Below are 23,259 nucleotides of genomic sequence, written 5' to 3' on the forward strand. Positions count from 1 at the left end.
ATGAAAAAACTCATGACAAATTTAAAAAAAGCCAAGGTTAAAGCTTTCACTTTGGTAGAAATGTTAGTGGTTTTACTTATCATCAGCGTTCTTCTCTTGCTCTTTGTGCCCAATTTGACCAAGCAAAAGGATGCCGTAGATGACAAAGGAAAAGCTGCTGTTGTCAAGGTCGTGGAAAGCCAGGCAGAACTTTATCGTTTGGATAAAAATGATGATGCCAGCCTCAGCAAATTACAAGCGGACGGTCGTATCACAGCTGAGCAAGTTAAAGCTTATAAAGACTACCATGCAAAACAAAAAACAAGTCAAACTGTTGCAGATTAAGGCCTTTACTATGCTTGAAAGTCTCTTGGTTTTGGGACTTGTGAGTATCCTTTCTTTGGGCTTGTCTGGTTCTGTTCAGTCCAGTTTTGCGGCGGTAGAGGAGCAGATTTTCTTTATGGAGTTTGAAGAACTCTATCGGGAAACGCAAAAACGCAGTGTTACCAGTCAGCAAAAGACTAGTCTAAACTTAGATGGACAGACGATCAGCAATGGCAGTCAAAAGTTGACAATTCCAAAAGGAATTCAGGGACCATCAGGACAAAGCATTATATTTGATCGAGCTGGGGGCAATTCCTCTCTGGCTAAGGTTGAATTTCAGACTAGCAAAGGAGCGATTCGCTATCAATTATATCTAGGAAATGGAAAAATTAAACGCATTAAGGAAACAAAAAATTAAGGCAGTGATTTTACTGGAAGCGTTGGTCGCTCTAGCTATCTTTGCCAGCATTGCGACCCTTCTTTTGGGACAAATCCAACAAAATCGACGGTTAGAGGCAGAAATCTTGCAAAAGGAAGAAGTCTTGCGTGTGGCGAAGATGGCTCTGCAAACAGGGCAAAATCAGGTAAACATAAATGGAGTTGAGATTCAGGTATTTGCTAGTGAAAAAGGATTGGAGGTCTACCATGGTTCAGAGAAATTGCTCGATCTTAAAGAGCAGTAAGGTAAGAGCCTTCACTCTTTTAGAATCGCTGATTGCCCTTATCGTCATTAGCGGAGGTTTGCTCCTTTTTCAAGCTATGAGTCAGCTCCTCATTTCAGAAGTTCGTTACCAGAAGCAAAGCGAGCAAAAGGAGTGGCTCTTGTTTGTGGACCAGCTGGAGGCAGAGTTAGAGCGTTCGCAGTTTGAAAAGGTGGAAGGCAATCGCCTCTACATGAAACAGGATGGTAAGGATATCTCTATAGGGAAGTCTAAATCGGATGATTTTCGAAAGACGGATACCAGCGGAAGGGGCTACCAACCTATGGTTTATGGACTCAAATCAGCTCAAATTACAGAGGAAAATCAATTGGTTCGCTTTCGTTTCCAATTTCAAAAGGGTTTAGAAAGAGAGTTCATCTATCGTGTGGAAAAAACAAAAAGTTAAGGCAGGCGTTCTTTTATATGCAGTCACCATGGCAGCCATTTTTAGCCTTTTGTTACAGTTTTATTTGAATCGGCAAGTAGCTCATCACAAAGACTTTGCCCTAAACAAAGAGAAGTTGGTCGCTTTCGCCATGGCTAAACGAAGCAAAGATAAGGCTGAGCAAGAAAGTGGGGAACGAGTCTTTAACTTAGGAAAAGTTACTTATCAAAATACCAAAACAGGTTTTGCAACAAGTGTTCGTATGAATAAGGGCAACTATGAATTTCTCTTTCCTCCGATGAAAATCCAAGAAAAGAAAACAGCTAAAAAGGAAGAGGTAGCGACTGATTCAAGCAATCAAGCAGGGAAGAAAAAATCAGAAGAAAAGCCTGAAAAGAAAGCCAATTCCTAGGCAATTCAACTTCTTTGTGTTACACTAAAAGCATGAAACACGATTTTAATCACAAAGCAGAAACCTTTGATTCGCCCAAAAATATCTTTCTTGCAAACTTGGTTTGTCAAGCAATTGAAAAACAGATTGATTTTCTATCAGACAAGGCAATACTGGACTTTGGTGGTGGGACGGGTCTGTTAGCCTTGCCTCTAGCTAAGCAAGCCCAGTCGGTTACCCTTGTAGACATCTCGGAGAAAATGCTGGGCAAGCCCGTTTGAAAGCAGAGGACCAAGAAATCAGGAATCTTCAACTCTTGGAGCAGGATCTACTGGCAAATCCCTTGGAGCAGCAATTTGACCTGATTGTTCTCAGTCGAGTTCTTCATCATATGCCTGATCTAGATGCGACTCTTGCTATGTTTCACCATCATCTTAGGGAGAATGGACAAGTCCTCATCGCTGATTTTGTCAAGACAGATACCAACCACCACGGCTTTGAGCTGACTGAACTGGAAAATAAGCTCGCCCAGTTTGGTTTTTCGAGCATTGATAGTCAGATTCTTTACAGTGCTGAAGACCTGTTTCAAGGAAATTACTCAGAACTCTTTTTTACAGTAGCCCAAAAATCACTCGCCTAGTCAGGGAGTGATTTTTCTATAAGGATGGAAAAAAGAAGGGAAATTTGATAAGATAGGAATATGGATTTTGAAAAAATTGAACAAGCTTATACCTATTTACTAGAGAATGTCCAAGTCATCCAAAGTGATTTGGCGACCAACTTTTATGACGCCCTGGTGGAGCAAAACAGCATTTATCTGGATGGTGAAACTGAGCTAAATCAGGTCAAGGAGAACAATCAGTCCCTTAAGCGTTTAGCGCTTCGCAAAGAAGAATGGCTCAAGACTTACCAGTTTCTCTTGATGAAGGCTGGGCAGACAGAGCCCCTACAGGCCAATCACCAGTTTACACCAGATGCCATTGCTTTACTTTTGGTGTTTATTGTGGAAGAATTGCTTAAAGAGGAGGAAATTACTATTCTCGAAATGGGTTCTGGGATGGGAATTCTAGGCGCTACTTTCTTGACCTCGCTTGATAAAAAGGTGGACTATTTGGGAATTGAAGTGGATGACTTGCTGATTGATTTGGCAGCTAGCATGGCAGATGTGATTGGTTTGCAGGCTGGTTTTGTTCAAGGAGACGCCGTTCGTCCGCAAATGCTTAAAGAAAGCGACGTGGTCATCAGTGACTTGCCTGTTGGCTATTACCCAGACGATGCCATCGCTTCGCGCTATCAAGTGTCTTCTAGTCAAGAGCATACCTATGCCCATCATTTGCTGATGGAACAAGGCCTCAAGTACCTTAAGTCAGATGGCTATGCTATTTTTCTAGCTCCGAGTGATTTATTGACCAGTCCTCAAAGTGACTTATTAAAAGGGTGGCTCAAAGACGAAGTGAGTCTGGCTGCTATCATCGCTCTGCCGGAGGATATTTTCTCAACTGCAAGCCAAGCTAAAAGTATTTTTGTCTTACAGAAGAAAAGAGATAAGGAAATAGAACCCTTTGTTTACCCTCTTACTAGCTTGCAAGATCCGTCAGTTTTGTTGACCTTTAAAGAAAATTTTCAAAATTGGAGCAAAGGTACTGAAATATAAAAGAGATTTTGTTATAATAGATGAAAACGCTTAAAAAGAGGTATCATCTTATGACAAAAACAATTGCAATCAATGCAGGAAGCTCAAGCTTGAAATGGCAACTTTATCAAATGCCTGAGGAAAAAGTTTTGGCTAAAGGCTTGATTGAACGTATTGGATTGAAAGACTCAATTTCAACAGTAAAATTTAACGGTCGTTCGGAGCAACAAATTCTTGATATTGAAGATCACACACAAGCCGTTAAAATTTTATTGGATGACTTGATTCGTTTTGACATTATCAAAGGGTACGATGAGATTACAGGTGTCGGACACCGCGTCGTTGCAGGTGGTGAATATTTCAAAGAATCAACAGTTGTTGAGGGAGATGTGTTAGAAAAAGTTGAGGAATTGGGACTCTTGGCTCCTCTTCACAATCCGGCTAACGCAGCTGGAATTCGTGCATTTAAGGAATTACTTCCAGATATTACCAGTGTTGTTGTATTTGATACTTCATTCCACACAACCATGCCAGAGAAGGCTTATCGCTATCCTCTACCAACTAAATACTACACAGAAAACAAGGTTCGTAAATACGGTGCTCATGGTACAAGCCACCAGTTTGTCGCAGGAGAAGCAGCGAAACTTTTGGGTCGTCCTCTAGAAGATTTGAAATTGATTACCTGCCATATTGGTAACGGGGCTTCTATCACAGCTGTTAAGGGTGGGAAGTCTGTGGATACTTCTATGGGATTCACACCACTCGGCGGTGTGATGATGGGAACTCGTACAGGGGATATTGACCCTGCTATCATCCCTTATCTCATGCAATATACAGAGGATTTCAATACCCCAGAAGATATTAGTCGCGTTCTCAATCGTGAATCAGGGCTCATGGGAGTTTCTGGTCAGTCAAGCGATATGCGTGATGTGATTGCTGCCATGGAAGCAGGAGACCATGATGCAACTTTGGCTTATGAAATGTATGTTGATCGTATCCAAAAACATATCGGCCAATATCTTGCAGTCCTAAATGGAGCAGATGCGATTATCTTCACAGCAGGTATCGGTGAAAATGCTGCAAACGTACGTGAAGATGTCATCTCAGGTATCTCTTGGTTTGGTTGTGATGTGGATCCAGAAAAGAACGTCTTTGGTGTAACGGGAGATATCTCAACAGACGCAGCGAAAATTCGTGTCTTGGTTATTCCAACAGATGAAGAATTGGTGATTGCACGTGATGTTGAACGCTTGAAAAAATAAGTAAATGCACATAAAATTTGATTGTAGAAAGAAGTTGGGGAAGAGATTTTCCAGCTTTTTTTATGCAGAAAATGTCTAAAACCTTGCTGTTATTGGCTTTTTCAAAAAATATGGTATAATAGTAGTAATTTAATAGATGGAGTTGAGTTTTGAAGAAAAGCTTTCGTGTAAAAAGAGAGAAAGATTTTAAGGCGATTTTCAAGGACGGAACAAGTTTTGCCAATCGAAAATTTGTTGTCTACCAATTGGAAAACCAGCAAAACCATTTTCGAGTAGGACTGTCCGTCAGCAAAAAGCTGGGGAATGCAGTTACCAGAAATCAAATCAAGAGACGAATCCGACACATTCTACAAAGTGTAAAAGGGAGTTTAGTAGAGCATGTCGATTTTGTCGTGATTGCCCGAAAAGGGGTGGAGACCTTGGATTATGCAGAGATGGAGAAAAATCTACTCCACGTATTAAAGTTATCAAAGATTTACCAGGAAGGAAATGGGAGTGAAAAAGAAACTACAGTTGACTAGTTTGTTGAGCTTGTCCTTGTTTATCATGACAGCCTGTGCAACAAATGGTACAGCTAGCGATATAACAGCAGATTCGACAGACTTTTGGAGTAAATTCGTCTATTTTTTTGCTGAAATTATCCGCTTTTTGTCCTTTGACATTAGTATCGGAGTGGGGATTATCCTCTTTACGATCTTGATCCGGACGATTCTATTACCAGTCTTTCAGACACAGATGGTTGCCTCTAGAAAAATGCAAGAGGCTCAGCCACGCATCAAGGCTTTGCGAGAGCAATACCCGGGTCGTGATATGGAGAGTAGAACCAAGCTAGACCAGGAGATGCGTAAGGTTTATAAAGAGTTAGGAATCAAACATTCCTCCTCTCTCTGGCCGATTTTAATACAAATGCCGGTTCTCTTGGCGCTCTTTCAAGCCTTGAGTCGAGTAGACTTTTTGAAAACAGGTCACTTTTTATGGATTAATTTGGGAGGAGTAGATACAAGTTTTGTCCTTCCGATTTTGGCGGCAGTCTTTACCTTCTTGAGTAGCTGGTTATCGAATAAAGCTTTATCTGAAAAAAGTGGAGCTACGACAGGGATGATGTATGGTATGCCTGTATTGATCTTTGTTTTTGCCATCTCCGCCCCAAGTGGTGTAGCCTTGTACTGGGCTGTATCCAATGCTTACCAAGTTCTGCAAACCTATTTCTTGAACAATCCTTTCAAGATTATTGCTGAAAGAGAAGCAGTGGCGCAAGCAGAAAAAAATTTAGAAGGCAAGAAGAGAAGAGCTTTGAAAAAAGCACAGAAGAAGAAAAAATAAGGAGGAATCTTGTAATGGTATTATTTACAGGTTCAACGGTTGAAGAAGCAATCCAAAAAGGATTGAAAGAATTAGACATTCCAAGAATGAAGGCCCACATCAAGGTTGTTTCGAAAGAGAAAAAAGGATTCTTAGGCTTGTTTGGTAAGAAGCCAGCTCAAGTTGATATCGAAGCGATTAGTGAAACGACAGTGATCAAAGCCAATCAGCAGGCCGTCAAGGGTGTTCCAAAAGAAGTTAATGAAAAAAATGAACCCGTGAAAACAGTAAGTGAAGCAACTGTTGATTTGGGGCATGTAGTGGAAGCCATCAAAAAGATTGAAGAAGAAGGTCAAGGTGTTTCTGAAGAGGTCAAGGCTGAAATCTTGAAAAATGAAAAGCATGCCAGCACGATTTTGGAAGAAACAGGTCATATTTCAATTTTAAATGAACTTCAAGCAGAAGATGTTATTGAGGAAGTGGAATCTGCTCCGGAAAAAGAAACTGAAACGCAGGAAGCAGCAAGCCAATCGTTGGAAGACTTGGGCTTAAAAGTAGAGCCAAGTTATGATATCGAACAAGTGGCAACTGAAGTAGCTAGCTACGTTCAAACCATTGTAGATGATATGGATGTTGAAGGGACGATTTCAAGTGACTACAATCGCCGTACCATCAATCTTCAAATTGACACTAACGAACCAGGTCGTATTATCGGCTACCACGGAAAAGTCTTGAAAGCTCTTCAACTATTAGCGCAAAATTACCTTTATAATCGCTATTCAAGAACCTTCTACATCACAATCAATGTCAATGATTACGTTGAACACCGTGCAGAAGTCTTGCAAACCTACGCTCAAAAATTGGCGACTCGCGTTTTAGAAGAAGGGCGTAGCCAACAAACTGATCCAATGTCAAATAGCGAACGCAAGATTATCCATCGCATTATTTCACGCATGGATGGCGTGACGAGTTACTCTGAAGGTGACGAGCCAAATCGCTATGTTGTCGTAGATGCAGAATAAGCAAAGCAAAATCAGGTTCGTCCTGATTTTTTGCTAGGAAAGGAAAGATTCAGATATGCTGAAAGCAGTTAGAGAATACCTATCATTTGCAGGGGTCCAGTATCGTAATCCTGATAAAGCTGGTGATGAAAGAGAAAAGATGTTGGATTTGCGGCAAAAAGGTCAAGGGGCTCGGAAGTCTTTTACAGAACTGGCCAAAACCTTTCAAGCTAGTCATCCAGAATGGAAACTGCAACAGACTAGCCAGTGGATGAACCAAGCGCAGCGTTTGCGACCGCATTTCTGGGCCTATCTTCAGAGAGACGGACAAGTGACAGAACCTATGATGGCTCTTCGTTTGTATGGAACACCTGCTGACTTTGGGATTTCTTTAGAGGTCAGTTTCATCGAGCGTAAGAAAGACGAACAGACCTTAGGCAAGCAAGCCAAGGTTTTAGAAATTCCAGTGGTAGAAGGAATTTATTATCTAGTCTACTCAAATGGGGAAAGTCATAAGATGGAGGCTACTGAGGAGAACCGTCGTACTTTACGCGAGAAGGTGAGAAGTCAGAAAGCCCGAAAAGTCTTAGTCAAGTCAGATGTTTCCCTCATTGAAAATCAGTCAGTAGAAGCGATATTGGAGAAGCTAGAAGACGCTTATACTCGCTTGCTTCCGTACTATGAAGTGACGAGGGAATAGACAAATCAAACGGGTTAGATGAACACAAATTGTTTTATTGCTATTCCATGCATTTTTTCATATAATAGTAAAATAGGATGTGTGATTCATTAATCACCTCAAAGAGAAAGGAAATTCTATGTCAAATCTATCTGTTAATGCAATTCGTTTTCTAGGTATTGACGCCATCAACAAAGCAAACTCAGGTCACCCAGGGGTGGTTATGGGGGCTGCTCCAATGGCCTATAGCCTCTTTACAAAACAACTTCGTATCAATCCAGCCCAACCAAACTGGATCAACCGCGACCGCTTTATTCTTTCAGCAGGACACGGATCTATGCTTCTCTATGCCCTTCTTCACCTTTCTGGTTTTGAAGATGTTAGCATGGATGAAATCAAGAGTTTCCGCCAATGGGGTTCTAAAACACCTGGTCACCCAGAATTTGGTCATACAGCAGGGGTTGACGCTACAACTGGTCCTCTAGGACAAGGGATCTCTACTGCTACTGGTTTTGCCCAAGCAGAACGTTTCCTTGCAGCCAAGTATAACCGTGAAGGCTTCAATATCTTTGACCACTATACTTATGTGATCTGTGGAGACGGAGACTTGATGGAAGGTGTCTCCAGTGAGGCAGCTTCATACGCAGGCTTGCAAAAACTCGACAAGTTGGTGGTTCTTTATGATTCAAATGACATCAACTTGGATGGTGAGACAAAGGATTCCTTTACAGAAAGTGTTCGTGACCGTTACAATGCCTATGGTTGGCATACAGCCTTGGTTGAAGATGGAACAGACTTGGAAGCAATCCATGCGGCTATCGAAGCAGCTAAAGCTTCAGGCAAACCATCTTTGATTGAAGTGAAGACTGTGATTGGATATGGCTCTCCAAATAAACAAGGAACTAATGCCGTACACGGTGCTCCTCTTGGTGCAGATGAAACTGCAGCAACTCGCCAAGCGCTCGGTTGGGACTATGAACCATTTGAAATCCCAGCTGAAGTATATGCTGATTTCAAGGAAAATGTTGCAGACCGTGGTGTATCAGCCTATGAAGCATGGACAAAACTAGTCGCTGACTATAAAGAAGCGCATCCAGAACTGGCTGCAGAAGTAGAAGCTATTATCGACGGACGTGATCCAGTTGAAGTGACTCCAGCAGACTTCCCAGCTTTAGAAAATGGCTTCTCTCAAGCAACTCGTAATTCAAGCCAAGATGCCTTAAACGTTGTAGCAGCTAAGTTGCCAACTTTCTTGGGTGGATCAGCTGACCTCGCTCACTCAAACATGACTTATATCAAGACTGACGGACTTCAAGACGATGCCAATCGCTTGAACCGCAACATTCAGTTTGGTGTTCGTGAATTTGCTATGGGAACCATCTTGAACGGGATGGCCCTTCACGGTGGACTTCGTGTATACGGTGGTACTTTCTTCGTCTTCTCTGACTATGTGAAAGCAGCTGTCCGCTTGTCAGCCTTGCAAGGACTTCCTGTGACTTATGTCTTTACCCACGATTCGATTGCAGTTGGTGAAGATGGTCCAACTCACGAACCAGTTGAACACTTAGCAGGTCTTCGTGCCATGCCAAATCTCAATGTTTTCCGCCCAGCAGATGCGCGTGAAACTCAAGCGGCTTGGTACCTTGCAGTGACAAGTGAGAAAACACCAACTGCCCTTGTCTTGACACGTCAAAACTTGACTGTAGAAGAGGGAACAGACTTCGATAAAGTTGCAAAAGGTGCCTATGTTGTCTATGAAAATGCAGTAGATTTTGACACGATCTTGATTGCGACAGGTTCAGAGGTTAATCTTGCTGTCGCAGCTGCCAAAGAATTGGCTAGCCAAGGCGAAAAAGTCCGTGTAGTCAGCATGCCATCTACAGATGTCTTTGACGCACAAGACGCAGCATACAAGGAAGAAATCCTTCCAAATGCAGTTCGCCGCCGTGTTGCAGTCGAAATGGGTGCAACCCAAAACTGGTACAAATATGTTGGCCTTGATGGTGCCGTTCTCGGTATTGATACTTTTGGAGCATCTGCCCCAGCACCAAAAGTATTAGCAGAGTACGGATTTACGGTAGAAAATCTAGTCAAAGTCGTTCAAAACTTGAAGTAATCGTAGAAATCAGAGTGAAAACTCTGATTTTTTATAACCATAAAAGTAAGGCACAACCTTGTAAAAGTAGCTGAAATTTGATATAGTAGTCCTATGTAAAAGACAAAGGAGAAAACAATGAATCCAAATATTACTTTTTTAATCATGCTTGTAGGTATGATGGCCTTGATGTTCTTTATGCAACGTTCTCAAAAGAAACAAGCGCAAAAACGTATGGAAAGCTTGAACAAGCTTCAAAAAGGCTATGAAGTTATTACAATTGGTGGCCTTTACGGAACAGTGGATGAAGTAGACACTGAGAAGAGAACAATCGTACTTGATGTAGATGGCGTTTATTTGACTTTTGAATTAGCTGCTATCAAAACCGTTTTGCCGCTCAAAGAGGCTGTGACACCAGAAGGAACAGTTGTTGACGAAAGCGGAGCAATCGAAGAATAAAACGGGACCTGTCACTCCCGTTTTTCTATGAAGTGAGAGGAAAAGGGATGAGAAAAATAGTATTTGTTTGCTTAGGAAACATCTGCCGTAGCCCCATGGCAGAGTTTGTGATGAAATCCATGACGAGCGATTACCAGATTGAGAGTCGTGCGACTTCGTCTTGGGAACATGGCAATCCGATTCATAAGGGAACGCAAGGGATTTTCCAGCAATATCAGATTCCTTATGACAAAGACAAAACATCACTCCAGGTTCGTAGAGAAGATTTTGAGTCATTTGATTACATTATCGGGATGGATGCTTCAAACGTTTCCGATCTGCGTCAAATGTGTCCTCAGGAATTGCAGCATAAGATCTACCCTTTTGCATCTGAAAGTGTTCCAGATCCTTGGTATACAGGAGATTTTGAGGAAACCTATGCTCGCATCACAAGTGGCTGTAAAAGCTGGCTAGATCGATTAGAAAATGAGAGTGACAATGGAAAAGCTTAAACAAATCTATGAAAAGTATAGAGTTTACCTAACTCGCCCTAGGCTAGAGTTCATTGCAGTAGTCGTAATTGCACTCTGTGCCCTTTCGGTATTTCTACTAAATACACCCAAAAAGGGTGTCCTGACACTTGATGGTGGTGCACTTGTTTATGATGGTACCCTGGTACGAGGGAAAATGAATGGTCAGGGGACCATGACCTTTGAAAATGGGGACCAATATACAGGTGATTTCAATAATGGAGCCTTTAATGGAAAAGGAACGTTCCAATCAAAAGATGGCTGGAAATACGAAGGTGATTTTGTAAATGGCCAGGCTGAAGGTCAAGGAAAGTTGACGACAGAGCAAGAAGTTGTCTATGAAGGAACCTTTAAACAAGGCGTTTTCCAACAAAAACAGTAGTCTCCAGATGAGGAGGCTATTTTTAAAAGCGAGAAAGAAAGCGCTTTCTGTGATTAAATTCGATAACTAACTATCAACTAGAAAAACTTTGTGAAATAAAAAAATTTTCTCCATAATTTCACAATCGTCCAGACAAAACTCTATTGTATAGCTATATTGAGAAAAAAATCACAAACTTAGAAAAATTCTTTGTGAAATACTTATGAAACTGTTTACAAAGCATAAAAAAAGAGTTATAATAAACTTGTGAAAAAATTAACAAAGGATAACATCCTTAAAGGCTATGGAGGATAATATGGCTGATAAAAAAACAGTAACACCAGAGGAAAAACAACTTGCTGCTGAAAAGCATGTCGATGGTCTCGTCAAAAAAGCCTTGGTTGCGCTTGATGAAATGCGCAAGTTGAACCAAGAGCAAGTTGACTATATCGTGGCAAAAGCGTCTGTTGCAGCACTTGACGCGCACGGTATCCTTGCACAACATGCAGTTGAAGAAACAGGTCGTGGGGTATTTGAAGACAAGGCAACAAAAAACCTATTTGCCTGTGAACACGTAGTGAACAATATGCGTGGAGTTAAAACGGTTGGAGTTATTGAAGATGATCCAATTACAGGTTTGACAAAGATTGCGGAGCCTGTCGGTGTAATCTGTGGTGTCACTCCGACAACAAACCCAACTTCAACAGCGATTTTCAAATCCTTGATTGCTTTGAAAACACGTAACCCAATCGTTTTTGCCTTCCACCCATCTGCTCAAGAATCATCAGCTCACGCAGCACAAATTGTTCGCGATGCAGCCATTGCAGCTGGTGCTCCTGAAAACTGTGTTCAATGGATTACAAAGCCATCTTTGGAAGCAACTGGAGCGCTAATGAACCACGAAGGTGTTGCAACTATTCTTGCAACTGGTGGGAATGCTATGGTTAAAGCTGCATACTCATGTGGAAAACCAGCTCTTGGGGTAGGTGCCGGAAACGTTCCCGCCTATGTAGAAAAATCTGCTGACCTTCGTCAAGCTGCTCATGACATTGTGATGTCTAAATCATTTGATAATGGGATGGTCTGTGCATCAGAACAAGCGGTTATCATTGATAAAGAAGTATATGACGAATTTGTAGAAGAATTCAAATCATACCACACTTACTTTGTAAACAAGAAAGAAAAAGCGCTTTTGGAAGAATTCTGTTTTGGTGCAAAAGCTAACAGCAAGAACTGCGCTGGTGCAAAATTGAACCCAAATATTGTTGGTAAACCAGCTACATGGATTGCTGAGCAAGCAGGATTCAAAGTACCAGAAGGTACAAATATCTTGGCTGCTGAATGTGCAGAAGTTGGAATTAAAGAACCATTGACTCGTGAAAAATTATCACCTGTTATTGCAGTTTTGAAAGCTGAAGATACTGAAGATGGACTTAAAAAAGCTCGTCAAATGGTTGAATTTAATGGTCTAGGACACTCAGCTGCTATCCATACAAAAGACGAAGCTCTTGCAAAACGTTTCGGTACGGAAATAAAGGCAATGCGTATTATCTGGAACTCTCCATCTACCTTTGGTGGTATCGGTGATGTATACAACGCCTTCATTCCATCATTAACACTTGGATGTGGTTCATATGGACACAACTCAGTTGGTGATAACGTATCCGCTATCAACCTTCTTAACATCAAGAAAGTAGGAAAACGTAGAAATAATATGCAATGGTTTAAAGTTCCTTCAAAAATCTACTTCGAACGCAATTCTATCCAATACCTTCAAACTTGCGAAGGTATCGAACGTGTCATGATTGTTACCGATAAATCAATTGAAAAACTCGGTTTTGTACAACGTGTGATTGACCAATTGAATCTTCGTAAAAACAAAGTCACGATTCAAGTCTTCTCAGATGTTGAACCAGATCCAGATATCACAACAGTTCGTCGTGGTGTTGAAGTAATGCGTTCGTTTGAACCAGACACTATCATTGCCCTTGGTGGTGGTTCACCAATGGATGCAGCTAAAGGTATGTGGATGTTCTATGAACAGCCAGACGTTGACTTCGGTGACCTCGTTCAAAAATTCATGGATATCCGCAAACGTGCCTTCAAATTCCCATCACTTGGTAAGAAAGCACAATATATCGGTATTCCAACAACATCTGGTACAGGTTCAGAAGTAACACCGTTTGCAGTTATCTCTGACAAGGCAAACAACCGGAAATACCCAATCACTGACTACGCTTTGACACCAACCATTGCAATTGTTGACCCTGCTTTGGTAGAATCTGTTCCAGCATTTATTGCTGCTGACACAGGTATGGATGTCTTGACACACGCAACTGAAGCTTATACTTCTAACTTTGCCAATGACTATACAGATGGTATTGCTCTTCAAACCATCAAGTTAGTCTTCAAATACTTGGAAAAATCTGTAAAAACAGCTGACCCAGAAGCCCGTGAAAAGATGCATAATGCCTCTACAATGGCTGGTATGGCCTTTGCAAATGCCTTCCTTGGAATGAGTCACTCAATGGCGCATAAGATTGGTGCTGTTCACCACACCATTCACGGACGTACAAATGCTATTTTACTTCCTTATGTTATCCGTTATAATGGAACTCGTCCATCTAAAACTACAACATGGCCTAAGTACAATTACTGGAAAGCTGATGAAAAATTCCAAGATATCGCTCGTATGCTAGGTCTTCCTTGCTCAACACCAGAAGAAGCGGTTGAAGCTTATGCCAAAGCAGTTTACGATCTTGGTGAAGCAGTTGGAATCACAATGAACTTCAAAGGCTTTGGAATTGATGAAAAAGCTTGGAAAGACAGCTTGCATGAAATTGCCTTACTTGCTTACGAAGACCAATGTTCACCTGCAAACCCACGCTTGCCAATGGTAGCTGACATGGAAGAAATCATGGCAGATGCTTACTATGGTTATGCAGAACGACCAGGACGTCGCAAATAATTGTTTATCAGCCTAGAGGCAGGAGTGATCCTGTCTCTTTTTTTGTACATTTTCTTGAAAAATGTTATAATAAGCGCATATAGTTATTTGAATATCAAAGTTTTTGTATCGAGCCGAGGGAGAAATGTAAGAGATGAATGATTTAGGGGAAAAGGTAAGACGCCTTAGAGAGGAGAAAGGGCTTAGTCGTCCAGTTTTTTGTGGAGATGAGTCGGAATTATCAGTCCGTCAGTTGGTCCGCATCGAGAAAGGAGAATTTCGTCCTACGATAAAAACACTAGAATATATAGCGAATAGGCTAGATATTCCAACCTATATTCTGATGCCAGACTATAAGGAATTACCCAAGCGTTACCAAGAATTAAAATACTTTCTTCTTCATCATCCTGACTATGGAGACAAAGAGTTGCAGGAACGAAAGGAAGAATATTTTGATGAGATTTTTGAATGTTTTTATGATGATTTGCCACGTGATGAGAAAGTGATAGTGGATTGTCTTCAAGCTATAGATGAGGTGAGGGCGACTAGTAATTCCTTATACGGAAGTAGTGTGATTGAGGGCGGTCTTCAAGACTTACTATCCAGAGATGTATATAAAGCCGAGGACTTTTTGAAATTGAGACTGTATTTCAACTGTCAGTTAATGGATGGTTTAAATGTGGGTGAGATAAAAGAATCTGAGCATGAAACCATTCTTTGTTTTCATGACAAACTAATTTCTCAGGTTGATAAGATAGAGTTCGATTGTTTGGACTTGCTTAGAGATTCCTTGTTAGCTTCTTTAGCTTGTATAGAAATTATGGGGCTGTTTCATTATTTTAAGAGAGCAGTTGAGACCTTAAATAAAATAGGACAGAAAACACGAGATTTTCAAAAACAACCAATTGTCTTGATGGTGGAGTGGAAATATTATATTCAGATGGATTATGAAACAGCCAAACAAAAGTATGAAGAAGCAAAAATGATGGCAAGGATGTTTGGTAATGAGCAGTTAATCGTTAGTTTAGACAATGAATGGGCTGAGGATCTAGAAAGATATCGTTAAAGAGTTTATAGGAGTGACATTTCTGTCATTGGGGGAATGTCGCTTTTTTGTTAAAATGGATTCGAAAAAAGAAGGAATTTTTTTGAATCTGATTCTGTTAGATTAATTTATATTAGCATTGTTTATTTTAGTTTGTATCGGTACACGATATCACAAGTGATTAAAGGAGATTGTAATGTCCATTTTATCCATTAAAAATATTTCAAAATTTTACGCCTTGGATGGGAATAATAAAGAGCAGGCTCTAAGGAATATTAACCTGCAAATTGCTGAAGGGAAAATCACTGCGATTTATGGCCCGTCAGGATGTGGAAAAACCAGTCTATTAAATATTATCAGCGGTTTAGATAGGGAGTACGAGGGAATTTTAGACTTTAAAGGAGAGTCTCTCAAGGAATTGTCAGAGGTTGAATTGACGCAATTTCGCAAAGACAACATTGGGTTTGTCTTTCAAAACTTCAATCTCATCCCCCATCAATCTGTTTTGGATAATGTTAAGTTGCCTCTCTATGTCAAAGATTTATCGGATAAAGAAATGACAAGAATAGCCCAAGAACAACTTCATAATTTAGGGATGGAGCCTTTTATGGCTAAGAATATTAAACAGCTCTCTGGTGGACAAAAACAACGTGTAGCCATTGCGCGTGCTCTGGTAAACCAACCAGATATGATTGTAGCTGATGAACCAACTGGATCGCTCGATTCTCAATCTCAAGAGATGGTTTTAGAAGTGTTCAAAAATTTGGCCCAAGCTGGGAAAACAGTACTGATTGTTACTCATAACCCAGAGGTTACTGAATATGCAGATGTGATTATCAAAATGAAGGATGGTGAAGTCGTTGAAGAAGTCAAAAAATAAAGGATTGTCCTTTAAAAACAAATTCAAACTTTCTTTAAGTAACTTTTTGGAAAGAAAGTGGCGTAACTTGCTGATTGCAGTAGCGACCTCGATTGGTTTTGTAGGTGTATTGGTTTCGTTTGGGCTAGGAAATGCCTTGATTTCGATGATTGATGAGAATACCAACGGGGGGAAGCTCCCTTCCCAAGTTCAGATTGCGCTGAATTCTAGTGTTGCTGGCAGAGGTTTTTTGAACCAAGATGATAAGAACTATATCGTGGATACGATTGGGAAAGAAAATATTAAATATCTAGAAAGTCCTTTTGGCATGACCATGTCAAAGATTAGCATAGACGGACACGAAGTAGAATTTAGCCAATCTATGCCTTCTTATGCTCAAGTCGTGAGTTTGTATGAAGATACAAGTATTTCTGTTAGTAGCAATGAAAAAGAAAAAGTGTTAGCAGGCACTCTTTATACGGATGTTAACGAGCAGGGATTGACGATTCCGATGAGTTTGCTCAAAAATTGGAATGAACAAACAGGGGAAAATCTGACAGCTAGTGATGTTATTGGCAAGCCAGTTTCAGCAACCATTGTAGAAAATGCTGCTGAAGGTAGCAAGTTGGCAGGTTTTCAAACTCATATTGTGCGTGTCATCAATGACGAAGATGATGCAGAGGATAGCAATAGTTTCATGGCTTCCAACCAGATGGAAACTATTTTAAAAGAAGCTGAATTTACAAAGGCTGTATCCTATTTTATTCTGGAACTTAAAGATCCTTCTCGTACGAAAACAGTAATAGAAGAATTGCAGAAAAATAAGAAGTATACAGTTCTTTCTCAACAGGCCGTTCTTGATATTGTGATTACCTTTATTCGTGTCATTCAGGGATTACTGATTGTGCTTTCTTCACAAGCGATTGTGGTGGCAGCAGTTATGATAGGGATCATTATTTACATCAATATCATGCAACGTTCTAAGGAAATTGGTGTCATGAAGGCGGTTGGCTATCAAAATAGAGATGTGAAAGGAATCTTTATCTACGAAGCTCTTTGGATTGTAGGGATCGCCTTGCTAATAGCCTTTATCATTGCACAAGGGCTAGGAAGCCTAGCGAATATTATTGTCCACCATTTCTATCCGTCTATCTCTAAAGTTTTTGAATTAAATCTTCTCTCCGTTTCAGGAACTCTTATTTTTGCTTTGTTTCTTGGCTATATTTCAGCCTACTTCCCAGCACGTAAGATTAGTAAAATGGATCCAGTGGAATCCTTACGCTATGAGTAGGGAAAGAAGTTTATCAAAAAGAAACTGACAGAGAAAATCGACGCCCATACTTGCAATTAAACTCAAATAGTTATATAATAGGTGTGTTGAAAGGTGATTTGTAGTGATTCAAGTTACTCTTTTCACAATAAAATTTTCATGATTTTCATAAGGAGGAAATCACTAATGGTAGTTAAAGTTGGTATTAACGGTTTCGGACGTATCGGTCGTCTTGCTTTCCGCCGTATCCAAAACGTAGAAGGTGTTGAAGTTACTCGCATCAACGACCTTACAGATCCAGTGATGCTTGCACACTTGTTGAAATACGATACAACTCAAGGTCGTTTCGACGGTACTGTAGAAGTTAAAGAAGGCGGATTTGAAGTTAACGGTAAATTCGTTAAAGTTTCTGCTGAACGTGATCCAGAACAAATCGACTGGGCTAACGACGGTGTAGAAATCGTTCTTGAAGCAACTGGTTTCTTTGCTACTAAAGCAGCTGCTGAAAAACACTTGCACGCTGGTGGTGCTAAGAAAGTTGTTATCACTGCTCCTGGTGGATCAGATGTTAAAACAGTTGTATTTAACACTAACCATGATATTCTTGATGGTACTGAAACAGTTATCTCAGGTGCTTCATGTACTACAAACTGTTTGGCTCCAATGGCTAAAGCTCTTCATGACAACTTCGGTATCGTTGAAGGTTTGATGACTACTATCCACGGTTACACTGGTGACCAAATGGTTCTTGATGGACCACACCGTAAAGGTGACCTTCGCCGTGCTCGTGCTGCTGCAGCTAACATCGTTCCTAACTCAACTGGTGCTGCTAAAGCAATCGGTTTGGTTATCCCTGAATTGAACGGTAAATTGGACGGAGCTGCTCAACGTGTTCCTGTTCCAACAGGTTCTGTAACTGAATTGGTAGCAGTTCTTGATAAGAACGTTACTGTTGATGAAGTAAACGCAGCTATGAAAGCAGCTTCTAACGAATCATACGGTTACACTGAAGATCCAATCGTATCTTCTGATATCGTAGGTATGTCATTCGGTTCATTGTTTGACGCAACTCAAACTAAAGTTCTTGACGTTGACGGTAAACAATTGGTTAAAGTTGTTTCATGGTATGACAACGAAATGTCTTACACTTCACAACTTGTTCGTACTCTTGAATACTTTGCAAAAATCGCTAAATAATTCTTGAGTCGATAAAAAAGCAAGGCTTTCTGGCCTTGCTTTTTTGTATAGATAAAAGAATAGATGATAATGTCATCCATTCTTTTTTAATTCTTTTTCAAAAGTATCCGATAGAACAGTGAAACTCAATTTTTCTAAGGTGAGTGGATGGGTAAAAGAAAGGCGAAAGGCGTGAAGCATAAGCCGGCTTGCTTTTGATTTACTATTATAGAGAGGGTCGCCCAAGATAGGATGCTTGTGATGAGAGAGGTGAACACGAATCTGATGCGTTCGACCGGTCTTTAGCTTGCAACGGACAAGAGCTGTTTTGTTTGGGAATTGCTTTAATCGACTGATATGCGTTTCAGCATATTGCCCATTTTTGGGATCTACTACTCGTTTTCTGCGATCATGTCGATCACGGCCAATTTTATCTTGAAAGATAAGTTCTTTACTCTCTACTCGTCCTTCTACGAGTGCCCAGTACTCGCGAGCGATGTCTTTTTTCTCCAACAAGCGATTGAGGATGGGCAGGATAAAAGGGTTCTTAGCAAAAAGCACTAGCCCGCTGGTTTCCATATCTAGACGATGAACGACATAGCAAGTTTGCCCAACGTAGGCAGAGACATGGTTGAGAAGGGCGATCTCCTTGGGTTGATTCCCATGCGTTTTCATTCCTTCTGGCTTGTTGACGATAATGAGATGTTGGTCTTGATAAACCTCTTGAACGAGGTCTGGATTTCCCAAAAGTATTTCCTTTTTGGGATAATCTTCCTCGTCAAAAGTCAATTGGCAAATATCCCCTGGCTTCACCATCTCGTTCCAGTGAACTTCTTCGTGGTTAATTAAGATGTTCTTCTTGGTTCTCAAAAAATGACGGATTTTTCTAGGGATGAGGAGTTGTTCCTCTAGAAATTGTTTGACCGTCATTTGAGGCAGGGATTCGGGTAATGTAAATGTGAATTGCATACAGATATTGTAACAAAAAAAGTCCTATTTGGATAGGGAGTAGCTAAATTCTTGAGTTCCCATGGTGAAGATGATAAAATAAACGCATGAAATTAGATAAATTATTTGAGAAGTTTCTTTCTCTCTTTAAAAAAGAAACGAATGAATCGGCGGAGTCTGATTCTACTAGCATGCGTCGTTCTCGGAGCGATAGAAAAAAAATGTCACAAGTAGGGCCAATTCGGAAATTTTGGCGTCGTTATCATCTGACAAAAATCGTCATCATTTTAGGGTTAAGCGCTGGCTTGCTTGTGGGAACCTACCTATTTGCGATAGCCAAGTCTACCAATGTCAATGATTTGCAAAATGCCTTGAAAACGCGAACTCTGATTTTTGACCGCGAAGAAAAAGAGGCGGGGGCCCTGTCCGGTCAAAAGGGGACCTATGTTGAACTGACAGACATCAGTAAAGACTTGCAAAATGCTGTCGTCGCGACAGAGGACCGTTCCTTTTATAAAAATGATGGGATTAACTACGGTCGTTTCTTTCTAGCCATCCTTACAGCGGGTCGTTCTGGAGGGGGGTCCACCATCACTCAACAGTTGGCAAAAAATGCCTATCTGTCTCAGGATCAAACCGTTGAACGGAAGGCCAAGGAGTTTTTCCTTGCCTTAGAGTTGACCAAGAAATACAGTAAGGAGCAAATCCTTACTATGTACCTCAATAACGCCTATTTTGGAAATGGGGTGTGGGGTGTTGAAGATGCAAGTAAGAAATATTTCGGTGTATCGGCTTCACAACTAACGCTTGATCAGGCGGCAACTCTAGCAGGGATGCTCAAGGGGCCAGAATTGTATAATCCATTAAATTCTGTTGAAACTTCAACCAACCGTAGGGATACTGTTTTGCAAAATATGGTTGCAGCGGGTTATATTGATAAAAATCAAGAGACCGAAGCAGCTGGAGCAGATATGGCTTCTCAACTGCAAGATAAGTATGAAGGGAAGATTTCGGATTATCGTTACCCGTCTTATTTTGATGCAGTTGTCAACGAAGCAGTTTCCAAGTACAATCTCACAGAAGAGGAAATTGTCAACAACGGCTATCGAATCTATACAGAACTTGACCAAAACTACCAAGCCAACATGCAGGTTGTTTACGAAAATACCTCACTATTTCCAAAGGCAGAAGACGGAACACATGCTGAATCAGGTAGTGTTGCTTTAGAGCCTAAAACAGGTGGGGTGCGTAGCGTTGTTGGTAGCGTAGCTGGCGATGACAAACCAGGCTTCCGCAATTTCAACTATGCCACTCAGTCTAAGCGTAGCCCAGGTTCAACTATCAAACCTTTAGTGGTTTATACGCCTGCGGTAGAAGCAGGATGGGCCTTAAACAAGCAATTGGATAATCATACGATGCAGTATGATAGTTATCAAGTGGACAATTATGCAGGGATTAAGACTTCTCCTGAAGTACCTATGTATCAGGCTTTGGCTGAATCACTCAATTTACCGGCAGTTGCGACTGTAAATGCATTAGGTATTGACAAAGCTTTTGACGCTGGGGAGAGATTTGGCCTGAATATGGAAAATGTTGATCGAGTTCTTGGAGTCGCTCTCGGTGGAGGCGTAGAGACGAATCCTCTCCAGATGGCGCAAGCCTATGCAACCTTTGCTAATGAAGGTTTGATGCCTGAAGCGCATTTTATCACTCGTATTGAAAATGCCAGTGGTCAGGTCATCAAGAGCCATAAAAACTCCCAAAAACGAGTGATTGATAAGTCTGTAGCTGATAAAATGACCAGTATGATGCTAGGAACATTTACCAATGGTACAGGAATTAGTTCGTCGCCAACAGATTATGTTATGGCTGGAAAGACGGGTACTACTGAGGCTGCTTTTAATTCAGTATATACTAGTGACCAGTGGGTGATTGGTTATACTCCAGATGTGGTAATTACCCACTGGCTCGGCTTCCCGACGACGGATGAGAACCATTATCTAGCAGGTTCGACCTCAAATGGAGCAGCCCATGTCTTTAGAAGTATGGCTAATACCATTTTGCCATACACTCCAGGTAGCACTTTTACAGTTGAGAATGCTTATAAACAAAATGGTATTGAACCAGAAAATACGAAAAAGCAAGTTGTTGAAAATGAGACAAACCAGTCTGAGGACCCGATAGGAGATATTCGTAGTCGTGCACAAAATCTTGTAGATGAAGCAGGACGTGCGATTTCAGAAGCTAAAATAAAAGAAAAAGCCCAGACAATATGGGACTCAATCTTTAATCTATTTCGTTAAGAGGCTTGTCAAAGCCTAGGTTTCTTGTTATAATAGATAAGATGGAGGCGTTATGGCACTAAAAAAAGCAAGCCTAGCTTGTGCAGTTTGTGGTTCAAGGAATTACTCAATCAAAATTAGTGGGAACCCCAAGCCAACACGACTAGAAGTAAATAAATTTTGTAAACATTGTGGGAAATATACGACACATAGAGAAACGAGATAGGAGAGAACGATGGGCTTCATTAAGGATATTTTTAAACTTCTTAAAGAAACAACGTGGCCAACTCGCAAGGAAAGCTGGAGAGATTTTCGCTCTATTATGGAATACACAGCCTTCTTTGTGGTCATCATTTACATTTTTGACCAGTTGATTGTTTCAGGTTTGATTCGATTTATTAACATTTTTTAGAAGAAAGGCAGAGAGCTTCTGCTAATTTCTTCTATTATGAAAGGAAATATCATGGATAGTTTTGACAAAGGATGGTTTGTTCTACAAACTTATTCTGGCTATGAAAATAAGGTAAAAGAAAATCTATTGCAACGTGCGCAAACGTATAACATGTTGGATAATATTCTACGCGTTGAGATTCCAACACAAACCGTGCAAGTTGAGAAAAATGGAAAGAAAAAGGAAGTTGAAGAGAATCGCTTTCCAGGTTATGTCCTTGTAGAAATGGTCATGACAGATGAAGCATGGTTCGTCGTTCGAAACACACCGAACGTAACAGGATTCGTCGGCTCACACGGGAACAGATCAAAACCAACTCCACTATTGGAACAAGAAATCCGTGATATCTTGGTTTCAATGGGACAAACTGTTCAAGAGTTCGATATTGACGTTGAAGTTGGACAGACAGTCCGCATTATTGATGGCGCTTTTGCAGACTACACAGGGAAAATTACTGAAATTGATAACAACAAAGTGAAGATGATTATCTCTATGTTTGGTAATGATACGATTGCAGAAGTGAATCTCAACCAAATTGCAGAATTATAACCCCAGAGAGGCTTAACCTCTCTTTTTATGTGCCGTTGAGGGAGGAAGAAGTATAGAATAGAGGAAGTAGACCCAGGGGTTCACGCATTTTGCTAAACTAAATGCAGAAAGGAGAGGTCTATGAATCTAAAAGACTTATATGAAGAAAGTAAGGGAATCGTCCATAAGTGTCGCAAAGATTATCATTTGCATCTGTGGGAGAAAGAGGACTGGGATCAGGAAGGCATGTTATGCCTGTATGAGCTGGTGAGCCGTAATCCAGAGTTATTAGAGGGCGAGCGCCATCGACTTTATGTCTGCTTTAAAACAAAATTTAGAAATCGTATTCTAGATTACATCCGTAAACAGGAAAGCCACAAGCGACGTTTTGACAAAGAACCCTATGAAGAGGTGAGTGAGATTAGTCATCGCCTAGGAGAAAAAGGACTCAGGCTAGACGATTATTATCTCTTTCACGAACTTCTAAAGAATTACAAATCAAAGCAGAGTATGGAAAAACAAGAGTTAATAGACCGTCTCATGGGAGGAGAAGTCTTTAGAGGACGTAAAGCTCTCCTGAGAGAACTTTCCCTTATCTTTTCAGAATTTCGGTAAAGAGGAAAAAAGATCTTGACAAAGTAGGAAAAGTAGGTATAATAGAAAGAGTTGAAA

The 23,259-nt window shown here is 40.7% G+C and carries 26 protein-coding genes and 1 pseudogene; 26 read left to right on the top strand and 1 reads right to left on the bottom strand.

Features of this window, described 5'->3' with window-relative positions:
- The 21 genes and pseudogenes from comGC (at position 1) to gap (ending at position 18,399) form a co-directional block, all read left to right on the top strand.
- Positions 1 to 324 carry a competence type IV pilus major pilin ComGC gene (gene comGC, locus PG086_RS09010; RefSeq protein ID WP_167266652.1) on the top strand — a complete coding sequence of 108 codons (324 nt, stop codon included), beginning with the start codon at positions 1 to 3 and terminating at the stop codon, positions 322 to 324.
- On the top strand, positions 287 to 721 hold the full coding sequence (gene comGD, locus PG086_RS09015; RefSeq protein WP_167266655.1) for a competence type IV pilus minor pilin ComGD: 435 nt from the start codon (positions 287 to 289) through the stop codon (positions 719 to 721). The genes comGC and comGD overlap by 38 nt, the downstream gene beginning before the upstream one ends.
- A complete protein-coding gene (gene comGE / locus PG086_RS09020) occupies positions 684 to 986 on the top strand; it encodes a competence type IV pilus minor pilin ComGE (protein ID WP_167266658.1) in 303 nt (100 codons plus the stop codon). The genes comGD and comGE overlap by 38 nt, the downstream gene beginning before the upstream one ends.
- Positions 949 to 1,410, top strand: a complete 462-nt coding sequence (comGF, locus tag PG086_RS09025; RefSeq protein WP_084912015.1) for a competence type IV pilus minor pilin ComGF — start codon at positions 949 to 951, stop codon at positions 1,408 to 1,410. Before comGE ends, comGF begins: the two co-directional genes overlap by 38 nt.
- A complete protein-coding gene (gene comGG / locus PG086_RS09030) occupies positions 1,388 to 1,801 on the top strand; it encodes a competence type IV pilus minor pilin ComGG (protein WP_270748713.1) in 414 nt (137 codons plus the stop codon). Before comGF ends, comGG begins: the two co-directional genes overlap by 23 nt.
- Before the next feature lie 32 nt (positions 1,802 to 1,833).
- Positions 1,834 to 2,420, top strand: a pseudogene (locus PG086_RS09035) (class I SAM-dependent methyltransferase).
- Between the two features lie 60 nt (positions 2,421 to 2,480).
- Positions 2,481 to 3,434, top strand: a complete 954-nt coding sequence (locus PG086_RS09040; protein ID WP_270748714.1) for a class I SAM-dependent methyltransferase — start codon at positions 2,481 to 2,483, stop codon at positions 3,432 to 3,434.
- A 50-nt stretch (positions 3,435 to 3,484) separates the two neighbouring features.
- The gene (locus PG086_RS09045; RefSeq protein ID WP_084940302.1) at positions 3,485 to 4,675 is read left to right on the top strand and encodes an acetate kinase; all 1,191 of its coding nucleotides are present in this window, start codon (positions 3,485 to 3,487) and stop codon (positions 4,673 to 4,675) included.
- Positions 4,676 to 4,824: 149 nt separating this feature from the next.
- On the top strand, positions 4,825 to 5,196 hold the full coding sequence (gene rnpA, locus PG086_RS09050; RefSeq protein WP_000748118.1) for a ribonuclease P protein component: 372 nt from the start codon (positions 4,825 to 4,827) through the stop codon (positions 5,194 to 5,196).
- Entirely contained in the window at positions 5,171 to 5,998 is an 828-nt protein-coding gene (locus PG086_RS09055; RefSeq protein ID WP_333558143.1) for a membrane protein insertase YidC, read from the top strand. The genes rnpA and PG086_RS09055 overlap by 26 nt, the downstream gene beginning before the upstream one ends.
- A gap of 14 nt (positions 5,999 to 6,012) precedes the next feature.
- Complete coding sequence (gene jag, locus PG086_RS09060) at positions 6,013 to 6,999, top strand: RNA-binding cell elongation regulator Jag/EloR (RefSeq protein ID WP_000242593.1); 987 nt, start codon at positions 6,013 to 6,015, stop codon at positions 6,997 to 6,999.
- Between the two features lie 55 nt (positions 7,000 to 7,054).
- Positions 7,055 to 7,678 (top strand): ribonuclease P, encoded by a 624-nt coding sequence (locus tag PG086_RS09065; RefSeq protein WP_167266660.1) that lies wholly within the window; start codon positions 7,055 to 7,057, stop codon positions 7,676 to 7,678.
- A 118-nt stretch (positions 7,679 to 7,796) separates the two neighbouring features.
- Complete coding sequence (gene tkt, locus PG086_RS09070) at positions 7,797 to 9,773, top strand: transketolase (RefSeq protein ID WP_270748720.1); 1,977 nt, start codon at positions 7,797 to 7,799, stop codon at positions 9,771 to 9,773.
- Positions 9,774 to 9,890: 117 nt separating this feature from the next.
- Positions 9,891 to 10,211, top strand: a complete 321-nt coding sequence (yajC, locus tag PG086_RS09075; RefSeq protein WP_001069056.1) for a preprotein translocase subunit YajC — start codon at positions 9,891 to 9,893, stop codon at positions 10,209 to 10,211.
- A 47-nt stretch (positions 10,212 to 10,258) separates the two neighbouring features.
- The gene (locus PG086_RS09080; RefSeq protein WP_002876368.1) at positions 10,259 to 10,702 is read left to right on the top strand and encodes a low molecular weight protein-tyrosine-phosphatase; all 444 of its coding nucleotides are present in this window, start codon (positions 10,259 to 10,261) and stop codon (positions 10,700 to 10,702) included.
- Complete coding sequence (locus PG086_RS09085) at positions 10,689 to 11,102, top strand: MORN repeat-containing protein (RefSeq protein ID WP_000413199.1); 414 nt, start codon at positions 10,689 to 10,691, stop codon at positions 11,100 to 11,102. Before PG086_RS09080 ends, PG086_RS09085 begins: the two co-directional genes overlap by 14 nt.
- A gap of 295 nt (positions 11,103 to 11,397) precedes the next feature.
- A complete protein-coding gene (gene adhE / locus PG086_RS09090; RefSeq protein WP_270748722.1) occupies positions 11,398 to 14,049 on the top strand; it encodes a bifunctional acetaldehyde-CoA/alcohol dehydrogenase in 2,652 nt (883 codons plus the stop codon).
- Positions 14,050 to 14,182: 133 nt separating this feature from the next.
- Positions 14,183 to 15,094, top strand: coding sequence for a helix-turn-helix domain-containing protein (locus PG086_RS09095; RefSeq protein WP_167266670.1), 912 nt, complete (start codon positions 14,183 to 14,185; stop codon positions 15,092 to 15,094).
- A gap of 175 nt (positions 15,095 to 15,269) precedes the next feature.
- Positions 15,270 to 15,953: an ABC transporter ATP-binding protein gene (locus PG086_RS09100; RefSeq protein ID WP_109289433.1), complete on the top strand. Its 684-nt coding sequence runs from the start codon at positions 15,270 to 15,272 to the stop codon at positions 15,951 to 15,953.
- Complete coding sequence (locus PG086_RS09105) at positions 15,922 to 17,223, top strand: ABC transporter permease (RefSeq protein WP_162281873.1); 1,302 nt, start codon at positions 15,922 to 15,924, stop codon at positions 17,221 to 17,223. Before PG086_RS09100 ends, PG086_RS09105 begins: the two co-directional genes overlap by 32 nt.
- 165 nt (positions 17,224 to 17,388) lie before the next feature.
- Positions 17,389 to 18,399, top strand: coding sequence for a type I glyceraldehyde-3-phosphate dehydrogenase (gap, locus tag PG086_RS09110; RefSeq protein ID WP_000260673.1), 1,011 nt, complete (start codon positions 17,389 to 17,391; stop codon positions 18,397 to 18,399).
- A gap of 72 nt (positions 18,400 to 18,471) precedes the next feature.
- On the opposite strand, the gene PG086_RS09115 is transcribed toward gap, so the two are convergent.
- Entirely contained in the window at positions 18,472 to 19,347 is an 876-nt protein-coding gene (locus PG086_RS09115) for an RluA family pseudouridine synthase (RefSeq protein WP_333558144.1), read from the bottom strand.
- 86 nt (positions 19,348 to 19,433) lie between these two features.
- Between PG086_RS09115 and pbp2a the strand changes: the two genes are divergently transcribed.
- The 5 genes from pbp2a (at position 19,434) to PG086_RS09140 (ending at position 23,202) form a co-directional block, all read left to right on the top strand.
- A complete protein-coding gene (gene pbp2a, locus PG086_RS09120) occupies positions 19,434 to 21,629 on the top strand; it encodes a penicillin-binding protein PBP2A (RefSeq protein ID WP_167266675.1) in 2,196 nt (731 codons plus the stop codon).
- A 52-nt stretch (positions 21,630 to 21,681) separates the two neighbouring features.
- A complete protein-coding gene (gene rpmG / locus PG086_RS09125; RefSeq protein ID WP_001809375.1) occupies positions 21,682 to 21,834 on the top strand; it encodes a 50S ribosomal protein L33 in 153 nt (50 codons plus the stop codon).
- A gap of 9 nt (positions 21,835 to 21,843) precedes the next feature.
- Positions 21,844 to 22,020 carry a preprotein translocase subunit SecE gene (gene secE / locus PG086_RS09130; RefSeq protein WP_000505776.1) on the top strand — a complete coding sequence of 59 codons (177 nt, stop codon included), beginning with the start codon at positions 21,844 to 21,846 and terminating at the stop codon, positions 22,018 to 22,020.
- 51 nt (positions 22,021 to 22,071) lie between these two features.
- Positions 22,072 to 22,608 carry a transcription termination/antitermination protein NusG gene (nusG, locus tag PG086_RS09135; protein WP_000376732.1) on the top strand — a complete coding sequence of 179 codons (537 nt, stop codon included), beginning with the start codon at positions 22,072 to 22,074 and terminating at the stop codon, positions 22,606 to 22,608.
- A 120-nt stretch (positions 22,609 to 22,728) separates the two neighbouring features.
- Positions 22,729 to 23,202 (top strand): hypothetical protein, encoded by a 474-nt coding sequence (locus PG086_RS09140; RefSeq protein ID WP_049501155.1) that lies wholly within the window; start codon positions 22,729 to 22,731, stop codon positions 23,200 to 23,202.
- The last annotated feature ends 57 nt before the right edge of the window (positions 23,203 to 23,259 follow it).

It is taken from the genome of Streptococcus halitosis, from assembly GCF_027691175.1.
In the GTDB taxonomy this organism is placed as follows: Bacteria; Bacillota; Bacilli; order Lactobacillales; family Streptococcaceae; genus Streptococcus; species Streptococcus halitosis_A.

Coding starts and splice junctions, on each gene's coding strand:
- comGC (WP_167266652.1), top strand. CDS start 1: ATGAAAAAACTCATGACAAATTTAAAAAAAGCCAAGGTTAAAGCTTTC.
- comGD (WP_167266655.1), top strand. CDS start 287: ATGCAAAACAAAAAACAAGTCAAACTGTTGCAGATTAAGGCCTTTACT.
- comGE (WP_167266658.1), top strand. CDS start 684: ATGGAAAAATTAAACGCATTAAGGAAACAAAAAATTAAGGCAGTGATT.
- comGF (WP_084912015.1), top strand. CDS start 949: ATGGTTCAGAGAAATTGCTCGATCTTAAAGAGCAGTAAGGTAAGAGCC.
- PG086_RS09040 (WP_270748714.1), top strand. CDS start 2,481: ATGGATTTTGAAAAAATTGAACAAGCTTATACCTATTTACTAGAGAAT.
- PG086_RS09045 (WP_084940302.1), top strand. CDS start 3,485: ATGACAAAAACAATTGCAATCAATGCAGGAAGCTCAAGCTTGAAATGG.
- jag (WP_000242593.1), top strand. CDS start 6,013: ATGGTATTATTTACAGGTTCAACGGTTGAAGAAGCAATCCAAAAAGGA.
- PG086_RS09065 (WP_167266660.1), top strand. CDS start 7,055: ATGCTGAAAGCAGTTAGAGAATACCTATCATTTGCAGGGGTCCAGTAT.
- tkt (WP_270748720.1), top strand. CDS start 7,797: ATGTCAAATCTATCTGTTAATGCAATTCGTTTTCTAGGTATTGACGCC.
- yajC (WP_001069056.1), top strand. CDS start 9,891: ATGAATCCAAATATTACTTTTTTAATCATGCTTGTAGGTATGATGGCC.
- PG086_RS09080 (WP_002876368.1), top strand. CDS start 10,259: ATGAGAAAAATAGTATTTGTTTGCTTAGGAAACATCTGCCGTAGCCCC.
- PG086_RS09085 (WP_000413199.1), top strand. CDS start 10,689: ATGGAAAAGCTTAAACAAATCTATGAAAAGTATAGAGTTTACCTAACT.
- adhE (WP_270748722.1), top strand. CDS start 11,398: ATGGCTGATAAAAAAACAGTAACACCAGAGGAAAAACAACTTGCTGCT.
- PG086_RS09095 (WP_167266670.1), top strand. CDS start 14,183: ATGAATGATTTAGGGGAAAAGGTAAGACGCCTTAGAGAGGAGAAAGGG.
- PG086_RS09100 (WP_109289433.1), top strand. CDS start 15,270: ATGTCCATTTTATCCATTAAAAATATTTCAAAATTTTACGCCTTGGAT.
- PG086_RS09105 (WP_162281873.1), top strand. CDS start 15,922: ATGGTGAAGTCGTTGAAGAAGTCAAAAAATAAAGGATTGTCCTTTAAA.
- gap (WP_000260673.1), top strand. CDS start 17,389: ATGGTAGTTAAAGTTGGTATTAACGGTTTCGGACGTATCGGTCGTCTT.
- PG086_RS09115 (WP_333558144.1), bottom strand. CDS start 19,347: ATGCAATTCACATTTACATTACCCGAATCCCTGCCTCAAATGACGGTC.
- pbp2a (WP_167266675.1), top strand. CDS start 19,434: ATGAAATTAGATAAATTATTTGAGAAGTTTCTTTCTCTCTTTAAAAAA.
- rpmG (WP_001809375.1), top strand. CDS start 21,682: ATGGCACTAAAAAAAGCAAGCCTAGCTTGTGCAGTTTGTGGTTCAAGG.
- secE (WP_000505776.1), top strand. CDS start 21,844: ATGGGCTTCATTAAGGATATTTTTAAACTTCTTAAAGAAACAACGTGG.
- nusG (WP_000376732.1), top strand. CDS start 22,072: ATGGATAGTTTTGACAAAGGATGGTTTGTTCTACAAACTTATTCTGGC.
- PG086_RS09140 (WP_049501155.1), top strand. CDS start 22,729: ATGAATCTAAAAGACTTATATGAAGAAAGTAAGGGAATCGTCCATAAG.